Origin of the sequence: Kribbella sp. (assembly GCF_035687465.1) — a bacterium.
In the GTDB taxonomy this organism is placed as follows: domain Bacteria; phylum Actinomycetota; class Actinomycetes; order Propionibacteriales; family Kribbellaceae; genus Kribbella.
The window spans coordinates 1-13,119 of the sequence record NZ_DASRXP010000648.1 but is presented as its reverse complement, the minus strand read 5'-3'; the positions used below and the strand labels follow the sequence as shown (position 1 = coordinate 13,119).

Sequence of the window (13,119 nt, the reverse complement as noted above, 5' to 3'; positions counted from 1 at the left end):
CTTCCTGCTCGGCACGGTGGTCTGGGAACTGGTGGCGGTCTCGGCTGTCGCGATCCTGGTGATGCTGGGCGACATCACCTACTGGCAGATCGTCGTTGCCGGCTTCATGATCGGACTGGCACAGGCGCCGGCCCAGCCTGCCCGGTTCACCCTGGTCCTCGACATCGTCGATCGTCGTCACTTGAGCAATGCCAACGCCCTGAACACGGTGGCGCTCAACATGACCCAGGTGATCGGGCCCGCGCTGGGCGCGGTGATGATCAGCACGCTGGGGGTATCGACGGCGCTGTGGGTCTCGGCGACCTGGTATGTGATCTCCTTCGCCACCCTGTGGCCGATCCGGCACGTCGGCCGGCGGACGGTGGTGGCCGGCCGGGCCTCACCCATCGCGGATCTGCTGGAGGGCATCCGCATCGTGCTGTCGCACCGGACGATGGCAGCGGTGCTATTCATCAGCCTCGCCGCGAACATCTTCCTCTGGCCGGTCTACCAGGCGTTCATGCCCGTCTTTGCGAAGGACATCCTGCTGCTCGACGCGGGCGGCCTGGGGTTGTTGATGACACTGGGAGGTGCGGGAGCGCTGGTGGGTTCGCTGCTGATCGCCACCCTCGGAGACTTCGCGTTCAAGGGGAAGCTGTACATCTTCGGCACCTGCGCCTTCGGCTTGCTGTTCGCTTTGTTCGCGATGTCGACGTCGGTGCCGTTGTCGATGCTGCTGATGCTGGGCATCGGCCTGGCCAGCTCCGCGTTCGGCGTCATGCAGAGCACCTTGCTGCTGATGCTGGCGCCGCCGGGGGTGAGCGGCCGGGCGATGGGGCTGCAAGGCCTCGCGATCGGAATCCTCCCGATCGCGACCATCGGACACGGCTTGGCCGCGGACGCCATCGGTGTCTCGGCGTCGACCACGATCAGTGGATTCGCCGCCGCCGTCCTGCTGATCGGGGTGGCGCTGTGGGTGCCGAGCCTGCGGAGGCTCGGATGACGATGTTCGAGACGGAAGCCGACAGTGTGACCGTCCAGGGGTGCAGTGTCCGGTACTTCCGGCTCGGCCGCGCCGGCAGTCCTCCCGTCATGCTGGTGCACGGCGGTGGGGCTCACGCCGGGTGGTGGACAGCGGTCGCTCCGCTGCTCGCCAAGCGGTACGACGTTGTGGTCCCCGAGCTCAGCGGCCACGGCGACAGCGGTCACCGGGAACAGTATTCGGCAGAGATCTGGGTAGCGGAGTTGGCGGAGATCGCTGCGCGAGTGGGCTGGGTTACCTTCGACCTGGTCGGCCACAGCATGGGCGGCAAGGTGGGGGTCTTCCTCGCGACCCACCGGCCTGATGTCCTCGACCGTCTCGTGATGGTGGACTCAGCGTTCCGTCGGCCGGGGGAGGCCTGGGACCCCGGGGACAAGCCGAGGTCGCGGCACAAGGTCTATCCCACCCTCGAGGACGCACTGGCCCGGTTCCGCTTGCGGCCCGGTGCTACCTCGGCGGAGGCCGGACTCCTCAGACTCGTGGCCCGCAACGCATTGACTGAGGTGGCGGGCGGCTGGGCGTGGAAGTTCGACCCAAGAGCACGCCAGCGCATCACCAACGAGGCCTTGCACGAGGAACTCCCGCAAATTCGCTGTCGGATCGGCATGGTGCACGGCGAGCAAAGCCCACTCGTCGGCGCCGAAACCCTGGACTACGTCCAAAACCGCCTCGCGAGGCCGCTACCGCGCGTACCGGTTGCCGGCGCCTACCATCACGTACCGCTGGACAAGCCCGAATCCTGTTCTGCGGCCATCGAGGAACTCCTGGACTCACTGTAAGCGGGTGACTTCTTGGTCGATCGCCGCAAGGGTTCGGGGGTCGTCGATCTGGTCGGCGGCGAACCCCAGGGCTGCGCGGTACGCGCCGACCTCGTTGATACCGATAGCCACCTGCGCTGCCGCAGCCATCAGGCGTCGCACCGCAGCCGGATCGATGGGTGGATGCGGGTTGGCCGGGGACCACAACTGCCAGAGCGCTCGGCATGTGACCCCGAGCCGCGCCGTCGAGGGTCGGTCGCCCAACCATTCGATCAGGCGGCCGTCGAGGTCGGGGATCTCGAGGCGCATGGCCCGGACGAGAGCGATATCGATTTCGAGCATCTCGTACTCGAGGTAATCCGACTCCTGTCCGGCGACAAGCTCGACGATGCCCTCCCGGAGTTCTGCCGGCGTCAGTTCGGCGTACTGCGAGGAGCCGGAATCGAGGAGGGCTCGTGCGGCTTGACCCAGACCAGCGCGTCCGTCGGTCACGGCACACCTCTCTTCAATCGGTCGGCGGCCAGTACATCGGTCGTCACCAGCTTCTCACCAGGCGTGCCGCCGTCGATCAGGTGCTGGCGGACCGCCTCGACGCTCTCCGCCGGGGCCCACGGGAGCGGTTTGCCGTTCGCGTCCACCCTGCGGAAGGTGTAGCTCGAGTCATTGGTGATGCACCACATGTCGCTCGGCGTACCGTCCGCGCTGCGGATGTTGTGCAACTCGCCTCCGGCGCGGGCAGGGCCCCGGGCGGTGCCACCTTCGCCGGGTTGGAGGTCACCGTGCTTGATGTTGAACTCCCGGTCCGGTGGTAGCGGCTTCATGAAGTCCGAGGTGCTCTGGCTCTCCGGCGCGAATTTGAAGTTGCCCTCGGCGTCGACCACCCAGAGGTACTTCGTGTTCGGGTTGAGCGACTTGAGTTCGAGCGGGGTCCCGGGCGGAACGGTGCGCATGTTCGGCGGGTTGCTGTACGGCCATTCCCGTGGCCGAGGCTCCGGCCCGCCCTTCGCACCGACGTCGGTCGCCGCGGGCTCGCCGATCGCCTCGCCCTTGCCAACCTTCAGCCTGGCCCCTTCACCGGCGGCCGCCGCCGCTCCTGCCCGGAAACCGCGGAACACCTTGGCCAGGTACGCGGCCGCGGCCCCGATCGCCACCATGACGGCCGTGATCGCCGCGCCGATCAGGCTGCTCGAGAAGATCTCCAGGTACATTTCGCGAGCCTCGGGCGAGGTCGCATGCGAGGCCCCCATGTACGCGTTGGCCAGCTGGGCAGCGGCGACGGCCGCGTCGGCGACCAGGACGCCGAGGCTGATCGCGTAGTAGCCGGCCCCGAGGAACGGCTCGACAGGTGGGAACACCAAGCCGATCAGGAACGCCCAGACGCCGACGCCGGCGACGATGAGGCCCGCGATGTTCACCAGCTGACGGAACACCCCCAGGAGATGGTCCAACCGGTCGGCGCCACCGGGCTCCGGCTTGAAGACCCCGACCAGTTCCTTCCACAGCGCGGGGAGCTCCATACACGCCGCGACGGGGAAGGCCAGGATGCTCGCGACCACCTTGAGCAGGTTCATCACCCAGTGTTCGAGGAACGCGTTGCCCGCCGCCTTGGCGTGCCGCCCGACGCCCTGCCAGAAGGTCTCGCCGGGCGGGCCCGGTACGGCCTGGCGCTGGACGGGCGTCGCCACCGCGACGTCCGGCCCGCCCTGCGCCTTCTCTTTGCCTATCTCCTCGGCCTTGCCCGGCACGCTCGCTGCGAACGGGGAGGCGATGGCGACGAGCGGCTTGCCCACCTTCTCCTCGGGGTTCGTGACAGCTTCGGCCATGAACCCGAGCAGTTTGTTGCCCAGCAGCTTGACGATCTGCTTGACCTTGCCGAGCCCGTCGGCGATCCGCTTGGCGATCCGGGCCGCTGCCGCGACGGCGCGTCCAACCGCCGCGGTGAGCCGGCCCCATAGCTGCGTGAGTCGCTGCCGTGCCGCCTGCCAGATTTGCCGCGCGGCCGCCGCCAACGCGCCAGCGAGCTTCCCCACCAGTTCCCGCCCACGCCGGATCGCACCGGAGATCGCTGCCCCCGCCCGTCGTACGCCATCGCGCAGCGTCCGCACGGCCGCCTCGACCCGTTCGCGGATGACCTGACCGAGCCGGGCGATCATGCCGAGCACTCGTCGCTTGGCCGCCTCGAAGATGCCACGCACCAGGCTCAGCGCGCCCGACGCCACATTCCCGACCGCGCCCGCAACCTTGGCGCCCGCCGACTTGATGCGGTCCCACAGCCCGGGCTCCGCGTCACGTTGCGCACTGGTGTCCTGCTGTGCGGCCTGGGCCTGGGTCTGGGCTTCGTTCATCGTCCGGTCGGCCTCGGCGCGGGTCTGGCCGGCTTCGGCCTCGATCTGGCCGTGCTGGGAGCTGATGACGCCTGCCTTCTCCCGCTCCCACCCCGAGTGCAGTTCGCGGACCTCCGCATCGGCGGCCGTGGCCGCCGCGCGCTGCTGGGACGTCGAGTCTGCCTCGGCGCCCGTGATCGACTGCTGGGCGTTGGCCTTGGCGGTCGCGACCTGAGTCCGGTGTGCCGCGCTGGCTCCGAGGGCCGGCGCCAACGCCCGGCTCGTCAGCTCGTGCACCTCGGTGTTCAGCGAGGCGTTCAGCGCCGTCCGCTCGGCACCGGCAACCGCGATCACCGCGGGCGGATGCGGTACTGCGGGCGCAGGCCCGACGTCGAGCGCAGGCAGGGCTGGTGGGGTCTCAGTCGGATGGATCATGGACATCGTCGGCGGAACGGCGACCTGCGCACCTGCAGCGGCCTCGCTGACGGCGGCTCCACCCTGGTGCGCGAGATCGGCGGCCCGACTCGCATCGGCTTCGGGCCGCGGTGTCGGAAGGGGTGGCGCGACAACCGGTTCGGTCGGCGCCGGCACCGGCGCCGCCTCCCCGACAGGTAGACCGGTCGGCGCCTGCCGGGACGGCAACTCGCCGGTCAACGCTGCCTGCTCGGTCTCGAGCGCCGAGCCGCTCGCTGGAGCCGCTTGGGCAAGGTGGGCGGCGAAATCGGCTGAATCGAGGCCGTTCAGCTGGGACAGCGGCTGGGCCGGGCCCTCCGTCCCACCGTCCGTCGCCGTCCGATCGGTCTCCCCGGGCTGCTCGGTCGTGATGGCCTGGCCGGGATTGGTACGGGCTGCTTCCCCAGGGGGCGCAGCGGTGACGGCGGTTGGCGGGCTGTCTGACGCAAGGCGCTGGACGTACCCGCTGACGGCCCGGTTGCCGGCCGCGCGCTGCAGCATCCGCAGCGGATGGGTGGGACCAGACGCTCGGCCGGCTGTCACCTGACTCTTCGGCGCCGCAGCCACGGGACCAGGGTGGGTGGCGCGCTGGTCCGGCTCATTGACGTCGTGTCCGGTCACTCGTCACCCCGCATGCTGTGCCGGTCGAACGCAACGTGCTCGCACGCAATCAGCCTCCGAGCGAGACTCACCGGTCACGCTCCTCCGCATCCCGTACGGCTTCACGGCCGATCGAGCGACGTCGCGGGCATTCCCTGCTGCCCGATGGGGCAGCCGTCAGCAGGACGGTCAGCCCGGGAGGGATCGGGGCAGGCCGAACCAGGGGAGCGCGCTGTTGTCGAAGCGGGTGACGGCGCTGACCTGGTCGCCGGTGAGGGTGAGGACGAGGAGGCCGGTCCCGTGGCGGATGCCGTCGGTGGGGGTTCGCAGGTAGGTGCCGAACGCCGGCTGGCCGTTCGCTCGCGTCGGCACGAGCGAGTAGGTGCGATCCGGGCGGATGATGCTGGTATAGAAGCGGAGGACGTCCTCGCGGCCGTGGTACTCGAGGGCAACCGGGGGCATCGAGACGCGGACGTCCTCGGTGAGCAGGGCGACCAGTGCGGTGACGTTGCCGGACTGGTACGCGCGGACGAACTTCTCCACCAGAGCCTTCTCAGCGGGCGAGTCGGGAGCGGGAGGCTCCTCGTGCTCGGCTGTCGGCCGAAGGTGGCCCCGCAGCCCCGCGCGGGCTCGTTTCAACGCGCTGTTGACCGATTCGACGGACGAGTCGAGCATGTCCGCCACCTCGCTCGCGTGGTACCCGAGAACCTCGCGCAGGATGAGCACGGCGCGCTGGCGAGCGGGTAGGACCTGCAGTGCGGTCACGAACGCCAGCGAGATGGCCTCGGTCTGTTCGTAGCGTGCCTCCGGGCCGAGCGGTCCGTCGATCGCACCCTCGAGCAGGGCGTCGGGATAGGGCTCGAGCCACACGATCTCGCCGAGCCGCGTCGGCTCCGGTGGCTCAACCGTGGGCACGTCCCACTCCTTGGCCTGGCGTCGTTTGGCCGAGCGAAGCGCGTTGAGGCACCGGTTGGTGGCGATCCGGTACAGCCAGGTACGCAGCGAGGCGCGGCCCTCGAATCCTCCGAGGCCTTGCCAGGCAGCCAGCAGCGAGTCCTGCAGGGCATCCTCGGCGTCCTGGAAGGATCCGAGCATCCGGTAGCAGTGCACCTGGAGCTCCCTGCGGTACGGCTCCGTCAGCTCTCGGAACGCGCTGCCGTCTCCCGCCCGCGCTCTGGTCATCAGGTCGGTTGTCACCACTCCACCTTCGCGTCATCTGTCATCGCTCCCGGCCGGTCTCCAGTATCGACACCGCTCAAGCCGCGAACTGGGCGGCCTGCTCGCGCCCAGTTTCCCGGCGCCGTGATGTCTGCATCTTCGACAAGCGGAACTAGCAAGGGATACGCATGACAATCGCAGACAGAACCGTTCTGGTGACCGGGGCCAATCGCGGCATCGGCCAAGCTTTGGTCGAGGAAGCCTTGAGGAGAGGCGCGAAGCGGGTGTACGCCGGTACGCGCCGGCCCCTGACCCATCCGGATGAGCGCGTCACGCCGCTGACCCTGGACGTGACCGATGCAGCGCAGATTCAGGCAGCCGTGGAGAGCGTCGGGTCGCTCGATGTCCTCATCAACAACGCCGGTGTGGGACTGTACGCCGACCTCGGCGATCGTGCCGCCCTCGAGCAGCACCTCGCCGTCAACCTCTTCGGCACCTATGACACGACGCAGGCATTCCTGCCGCTGTTGACTCGTTCCCGGGGCACCATCGTCAACGTGCTGTCGCTGGCCGCGTTGGCCGCCGTACCGCTCGATCCGACCTACGCGATCTCGAAGGCCGCCGCGTTCTCCCTCACGCAGTCGCTGCGCGCGGCCCTGGCCGGACAAGGCATGGCGGTCCATGCCGTCCTGGCGGGCCCCGTCGACACCGATATGGCCCCAAAGACGGACATCCCGAAGGCCTCTGTGGAGTCCGTCGCTCGGGCCATCTTCGACGGCGTGGAGAACGGGGACGAGGAGATCTTCCCCGATCCCTTGTCGGAGCCCATGGCGGAGGGCTGGCGCAACAGCGCGTCCAAGGCGCTCGAACGCCAGATGGCAGCGTACATACTTCCGGAGCCGGTCAACTCCTGAGCGACCTGACCGGCAAGACCACAATCGTCGTCGGCGCGAGCCGTGGTCTTGGCCGCGGAATTGCCACGGCCTTCGCCGGCGCTGGAGGCGTACCTGAAGGACTGGGGGAGCTGTTGACACCCGAGATCGCCGGGTCCGCCTTGGTGGACTTGGTACAGGCAGACCCGGCGACCACTGCTCCGGGCTATCTACTCACCGCCGCCGGCCTGCAGAGGCTGCCATGAACACGCCTGTTCAGCGCAATGCCGCTCGGGTCGCGGCTGCAGCAGCGCTGATGTGCTCGGGGTCGATGAAGCCCCACCATCCCTCGCTGCCGCCGGCCTGGTGGCCACTGGCGACGAAGCGCCGGTAGTCGAAGCAAGTCAGGTACAACGGCCGGATGTACATCACCGCCTCGAGCCGGTCGAGTTCTTCGTCGGTCAACTCGACGTGTCGACGGTAGGCGTTGGCGGCCGCGCCGACGCCGTCCCCTTCCATCCAGGGTGCTCCCCACATCAGATAGGCGAAGTCGGCGAGCCGCGGGCCGCGCCCGGACGCCTTCCAATTGATCGCCACCGGTCCGTGGTCCGTGACGAGCGCGTGATCGGGGTTGTGCAGGAGGTTGCCGTGGAGCAACGCCTCGGGCAGGCCAAGGCCGTAGTCGGCCGTGCGTACTTGGTCGCGGAGTTGCTCGAATCGCTCACGATGCACCGCTGAGACCTTCGTGTCGACTGCATCGAGGAACGAGAGAGCTGCCATCAGGTCCTGACGTGGGCTGCCCTCGCGGCTGGGGTCATCTCCAGAGGCGCCACCCGGGCGGCTGACTGAATCATCCGGCGCCAGCGTATGCAGCCGTCCCAGCAGGTCGCCCATCATGCCGAGTTTCTCGGTGCTGCTGGGTAACGGTCCGCCGTTGACGAACCGAGTGACCAGGACCGACGACCCGTCGAACTCGGACACCGCATCATCGACCGCGAGCCGCTCCGCCGGGTAGTCCTGCCGGGCCAGGAACCTCAGGATCGCGGCATCGCCTTCGACGCCGGCCTTCGGGCGAGCGGGAGGGAACACCCGCACGATCCACGGATCGCCGTTGCGGCGGTCGACCCGGAAGACGTGGTCGTTGTGCTGACTGACCTTCGTCGCGGCGACCGCGTCGGTGCCGTAGTGATCCCGGAGATGGGCGAGTAGACGCTCGGCTACGGGCTCGTGGAAAACTCGCTCACCGAGGCCCTCGAGATCGTAGAGCGCCTCGGTGTAGCGCTGACCGGTGTCCGCTGCGTGACGCCGGACAACCTTCTTGAAACTGCCTTGCTTGGTCATGACAAGCCTCCTCTGGCACCTTCGTCCCCCAGCGACGCGGTGTTGAGAGTTGGCCTGCGGACTCAGCTCAACCGGGAGGGCAAGTTCCCCTTCGACCATGAAACCCCGGCTGGGGCGGGCATCCCACGTCTCGGCGGCCAGTCAGACGCCGTTGCCGCCACTTTCCCCAACTCGCCCCGACGCTGTCAAGCACGACCCAGCTTCCCATCGGCATCTCCCCGTTGACTCGACATATCACCTCGAGCACTCACATGCGGCCTACAAGTGTCCGCGCGCCTTGATCGAGGTCGAAGCAAGTCACCCTCCTCCGTCAAGAAGTCAGGGCGACGTGTTCCAGCCCCGACTGCCGGACGCGGCACCTTCCACTTCCCGTGATCGAACTGTTCTCACCGGCAACCTGTCTACCAGCGGACCGAGCGGGGCGATCAGACCGACGACGATCTTGAGGAGCATTGCCATCACCTCGCCCGCGGTGGATCGGGCTGTGGCGGTACCCGACTAGCGCTTGCCGGGCGATGCGGTATCTATCGCCTGTCCGGGACCAAGATGGGCAACCGGCACCACCGGTCGGCCACCCGCGAACAGCCCCTACAGAACAATGGTCTTAGTGGCGCGTCATCATCCCGGCTGTGTCAGTCGGGTGAGGTATTGCGTTGTTTCCTGGAATGGTCGACTATTGCGGCTCAGGGGGTGGGGACCTTCATTCATCGCAAACCTCCGGCGTTGCACGCCGGTGGCTTCGTTGGCGTGTCCGAGCAGTCTGATCGGTGGGCGCGGTGGCTGGCCTTCCGTCGCCTCTGCTGCCGATCGGCGTCGGGGTTGCCAGTCAGGGGGCTGCGGCGAGTGTGTCGCGGGCGCTGAGAACATCAAGGCCTGATTGAGCCCGAGAAGTCCGCAGAACTGTCAGCAATGGACGAGGTTCGTAACAAAGCTGCCCAACCAACGATTCACCTAGCAACGAGATCTGATTGTCCGGGGGAATGAATCATGGCCATGAGCCATCGCTGGAATGTCGTTGTCGCCGTCTCGACGGTTGTCGGGACAGCGATCGCGATCGTTGCGTTCGCCGTTCAGCTGGGCGGCGGGGACGCGCAGTCGGCGCAGCCGAAACCGTCGGCCTCGCTATCCTCGGCACCGGAGACGCCGACCGATACACCACTGGAGACGCCGACTGAGACGCCGACCGAGACGCCCGTCGAAACCCCGACCGATACTCCGGACGTGACGACAGTGGACACGCCGACGCAGACGCCCGTCAAACCGTCGACTCCGCCGCCGGTGCTCAAGGTGGAGCAGGTTGTCATCAGTTTCGCGGAGAGCAATAAGGGGATCGGGCCGGGGATGTACAAGGTCTCAGGCTCCGGGAAGGTGACACTGAACTTCTGGTGGACCACATACACCAACCTGGGCAAGCTCACCGGGAAGACCTGCACTGTCGTTGCCCAGGTTCACAACACGGAGACGAAAACCATAGTTTGGGACGAAAGAACCAACCAATGCACGTTCGAGGGCTACTACTGGGAGGGATTTCCGGTCGGCAGTTACCAGATGACCGTCACGGTGAAGACGGCATCCGGCGCGACCGGGGTAGGGCGTTCTAAATTCACGGTCACCGAGGTCGGCTAGGTGATTGCGGACAAAGAGAGAGGGTGGAACGAACTGTCGTGCCACCTTGGTTGGTGCCCACCGATCGCAGGCTATTCCGAGCGAGACGCCGAGCTGATTGCTTCAGGTCAGGCCGGTTGCGTTGGCGATCAGGTCGATCTGGTGGAGGTCGGGGTTGGCGGGGAACAGGATCCACTCGTCGCAGCCTGCTGCGGTGAACCGTGCGTGCTCTTCGGCGTCGTCGCCTAGACTTACGTATCCGATGGCGACCTGGCGCGGCTCACCTTCACGTCTCGCGTGGCGCCAGGATGCTTTGGCCTGGTCCGCTGCTGTGGCGAATGCGTCCGGCCCGCCCGCGCCGAGGATCCAGCCTGCGCCGTACTCTCCGGCGGAAGGCGGCGGCAGACCCACCACCGATGAGCAGCGGGGGACCGCCGGCTTGGGACCAGGGCCGGCCCGATCGGACCGGCGTACCCCCGCGGCTCACCGGCCCACACCGCGCGCAGCTCGGCGAGATGGGCGTCGAACGCCTTCCACGTTCGGCGTACGGCGATGCCGTCGCCTCGAAGTCGTCAGTGCGCGATCCCACGGCGATGCCGACCGTCAACCGGCCGTCGGAGATGCGATCCACGGTGGCCAGTTGCTTGGCCAGCAACGCACCGTTGCCCCCGGTACGGACCGATCGGTGGACGGCAGACCGACGATGTCCAGAGGAACTCTCCTTTGATCCATTTAGTCCTTCCAACTATCGACGCTCGAGGCTGCACGATCGTCTTGACACTGCCTTGCGTGGCGAGGAGGGTCGAAGGGCGCGACACCATCGGCGATGGGTCGGCTTCGTCCACCCATGCAGAGTGAGGCCAGTTCCGGACTCCGGTCGAGGTTGGTCGCCGGGGTGGGGAGTTCCGATGCAGATTCGACGTATTCGCCGTGTGGTGGCCGTCCTCGGTTGCGGGGTCATCGCTTCGACGGTCTTCGTGTCGGGGGCGCAGTCCGATACCGCTACATCGCCGCCGTACAGCATCGACTTCGCTCCGTGTCCGGGATCGACAGTGGTCCGGTGCGGCACCCTGCGCGTGCCCGCGGACTGGTCGGATCCGAAGGGTCCGAAGATCAACGTGGCCGTGGCTCGCCGCCCGGCCGACGACCCCGCTCACCGCGTCGGCACGCTGTTCTACAACCCCGGTGGCCCGGGAGATGGCGCCGTCGACAACGTCATCGCCGCCGATACGTTCTTCTCCGCCACGCTGCGAGCTCGCTTCGACATCGTCGGCGTCGATCCGAGAGGCGTCGGCGGAAGCACCCCGATCAGCTGCGGCGTACCGGCGCTGACCCCCGACTACACGTTCTTCCCGCGGACGCAGCGGGAGTTCGACGCGATGGTCGCCCACAATCGCGCGGTCGCGAAGAGCTGCCTGCGGCAGACCGGACCACTGTTCCTGCACGCGGACACCGTGAGCGTCGCCCGCGACCACGAGGCGGTGCGCATCGCCCTCGGCGTCTCGAAGGTGAGCTGGCTCGGGCTGTCCTACGGCACGCAGCTCGGTGCGCAGTACGCCCAGCTGTACCCGAAACGCACGCGAGCCATGGTTCTGGACGCGGTCCTCGACCACAGCAGCCCAGAGGTGCAACTGACCGCCGATGGGATCAAGACCGTGGAGGAGGCGTTCGACCGGTTCGCCGAGTGGTGTGACACCGCCGCCGACTGCGTCTTGCGTGGCCAGGACGTCGGTGCCGTCTACGACAAGCTCGTCCGGGATGCCGACCAGAATCCGATCCCGGTCGAAGGGGCCCTGCGCCCCGTCACCGGGGACGACATCCGGATGAACACGCCGAACTGGCTGGCCGCGAAGACGCCCAACGTGCTCGCGGGCGAGCTGTCGTGGCCCGTGTTCTCGGAGGTCATCCGGCGGGCCGTCGCCGGGGACGCCCAATTCTTCGCCTTCCCGCCGCCTCGGGGTCCCACCGACTTCCTGTTCTCCCGGATAGCGAATCACTGCGGTGATTATGTGGCCGACATCCATACCTTCGCCGAGATGCAGCAGCGGATCGAGATGGGCCGACAGCTGGCGCCTCACCTGCAGGGTGGCTCGGAGTTCTGGCAGGGCGGGTTGTGCATCGGCTACCCCTTCAAGGTCGCCAATCCGCAGCGCAGCCTGGATGTGAAGGGTGTGCCCACACTGCTCGTCCATGCCACGCACGACCCGTCCGTCTCGTACCAGTGGGCCTTCGGCCTGGCCGCCCAGATCCGCGGCAGCAGCGTGCTGTCCCGTATCGGTGACGGACACACCTCGTACTACACCTCGGACTGTGCGCGGGCCGCGACCGACCAGTTCCTGCTCACCGCGCGGTCCGCGCCAGCCCCTGTCTGCGCCACCTAGCGTCCGTTGACAGATCTGGTCTTGTGTTGTGACAGGTGGGGCCAGGTTGCCTCCGTGACTCGGCCGCTGACAACGTCGACGGTGAGTTGGATCGGGCCGGCTGGTAGTACGGCGAGGTCGTAGCGGCCTTCTGGAACGTCGAAGAAGACTGCTGAGTGGATGGTGTGTCCCTCTGGCGAGGGCCGTGGAACCACCGCCACGTGGGGAAAACGACCGCCCCTGTGCTCATGGCCGTGTCCATGACCGTGACTGGGCTCGTCGTCAGACCACCTCGGATTCGGCGCCGGCGGCCACCCAGATAGGTCATGGGATCCTGTGGCGGTGAGCGCTGGTATGACGGCTGCTGTTTGGGCTGGGCAGCAGGTCGCCGCGGTCCGCGACGACCCGTCCGGTCGGCTCGCTCTGATCCAGCGCTGCTACTACGGTCCGTTCGGGAAGGCGCCTCGGCATCTTCCGTACCGCCAGGCGGCGATGTCGGCGATGCGGTGGGAGTTGCGGCGCGGTGTGTTGCAGGCGCCGTTCAGTGACCGGCCGGGGAGTCCGTGGTGGCGGGCGGTGAACGAGCGCGTCCTTCGAGATGGCTGTGAGGCGGTGGCACTGAGCGGA

10 protein-coding genes and 1 pseudogene are annotated in these 13,119 nt (G+C 67.7%); 6 read left to right on the top strand and 5 right to left on the bottom strand.

The window, feature by feature from the left end:
- On the top strand, positions 1-982 hold a 982-nt coding region (locus VFG33_RS34590), incomplete at its 5' end, for an MFS transporter (RefSeq protein WP_325057229.1).
- Entirely contained in the window at positions 979-1,800 is an 822-nt protein-coding gene (locus VFG33_RS34585; protein WP_325057228.1) for an alpha/beta fold hydrolase, read from the top strand. The genes VFG33_RS34590 and VFG33_RS34585, both read left to right, overlap by 4 nt.
- On the opposite strand, the gene VFG33_RS34580 is transcribed toward VFG33_RS34585, so the two are convergent.
- From VFG33_RS34580 to VFG33_RS34570, 3 genes are all read right to left on the bottom strand, one after another.
- Positions 1,792-2,271: a hypothetical protein gene (locus tag VFG33_RS34580; protein WP_325057227.1), complete on the bottom strand. Its 480-nt coding sequence runs from the start codon at positions 2,269-2,271 to the stop codon at positions 1,792-1,794. The two genes, VFG33_RS34585 and VFG33_RS34580, sit on opposite strands and share 9 nt — an antisense overlap.
- Positions 2,268-5,123 carry a hypothetical protein gene (locus VFG33_RS34575; protein WP_325057226.1) on the bottom strand — a complete coding sequence of 952 codons (2,856 nt, stop codon included), beginning with the start codon at positions 5,121-5,123 and terminating at the stop codon, positions 2,268-2,270. The genes VFG33_RS34580 and VFG33_RS34575 overlap by 4 nt, the downstream gene beginning before the upstream one ends.
- A 222-nt stretch (positions 5,124-5,345) precedes the next feature.
- The gene (locus VFG33_RS34570) at positions 5,346-6,353 is read right to left on the bottom strand and encodes a sigma-70 family RNA polymerase sigma factor (protein WP_325057225.1); all 1,008 of its coding nucleotides are present in this window, start codon (positions 6,351-6,353) and stop codon (positions 5,346-5,348) included.
- A 176-nt stretch (positions 6,354-6,529) separates the two neighbouring features.
- Here VFG33_RS34570 and VFG33_RS34565 point away from each other — a divergent pair, with 176 nt between their 5' ends.
- Positions 6,530-7,228 carry an SDR family NAD(P)-dependent oxidoreductase gene (locus VFG33_RS34565; RefSeq protein WP_325057224.1) on the top strand — a complete coding sequence of 233 codons (699 nt, stop codon included), beginning with the start codon at positions 6,530-6,532 and terminating at the stop codon, positions 7,226-7,228.
- Between the two features lie 234 nt (positions 7,229-7,462).
- Here the strand turns inward: VFG33_RS34565 and VFG33_RS34560 are convergent, their stop codons facing one another.
- Entirely contained in the window at positions 7,463-8,527 is a 1,065-nt protein-coding gene (locus VFG33_RS34560; RefSeq protein WP_325057223.1) for a phosphotransferase enzyme family protein, read from the bottom strand.
- Positions 8,528-9,514: 987 nt separating this feature from the next.
- Between VFG33_RS34560 and VFG33_RS34555 the strand changes: the two genes are divergently transcribed.
- Positions 9,515-10,153: a hypothetical protein gene (locus tag VFG33_RS34555; protein WP_325057222.1), complete on the top strand. Its 639-nt coding sequence runs from the start codon at positions 9,515-9,517 to the stop codon at positions 10,151-10,153.
- A 102-nt stretch (positions 10,154-10,255) separates the two neighbouring features.
- Here VFG33_RS34555 and VFG33_RS34550 read toward each other — a convergent pair whose 3' ends face one another.
- Complete coding sequence (locus tag VFG33_RS34550) at positions 10,256-10,543, bottom strand: hypothetical protein (protein ID WP_325057221.1); 288 nt, start codon at positions 10,541-10,543, stop codon at positions 10,256-10,258.
- 497 nt (positions 10,544-11,040) lie between these two features.
- Between VFG33_RS34550 and VFG33_RS34545 the strand changes: the two genes are divergently transcribed.
- Both VFG33_RS34545 and VFG33_RS34540 read left to right on the top strand, forming a co-directional pair.
- Positions 11,041-12,513, top strand: a complete 1,473-nt coding sequence (locus VFG33_RS34545; RefSeq protein WP_325057220.1) for an alpha/beta fold hydrolase — start codon at positions 11,041-11,043, stop codon at positions 12,511-12,513.
- A gap of 321 nt (positions 12,514-12,834) precedes the next feature.
- Positions 12,835-13,119, top strand: a pseudogene (locus VFG33_RS34540) (hypothetical protein); the annotation flags it as partial.

What these genes read in the sequence shown, in the direction of transcription:
- VFG33_RS34585 (WP_325057228.1), top strand. Translation starts at nt 979, where the DNA reads ATGACGATGTTCGAGACGGAAGCCGACAGTGTGACCGTCCAGGGGTGC.
- VFG33_RS34555 (WP_325057222.1), top strand. Translation starts at nt 9,515, where the DNA reads ATGGCCATGAGCCATCGCTGGAATGTCGTTGTCGCCGTCTCGACGGTT.
- VFG33_RS34545 (WP_325057220.1), top strand. Translation starts at nt 11,041, where the DNA reads ATGCAGATTCGACGTATTCGCCGTGTGGTGGCCGTCCTCGGTTGCGGG.
- VFG33_RS34560 (WP_325057223.1), bottom strand. Translation starts at nt 8,527, where the DNA reads ATGACCAAGCAAGGCAGTTTCAAGAAGGTTGTCCGGCGTCACGCAGCG.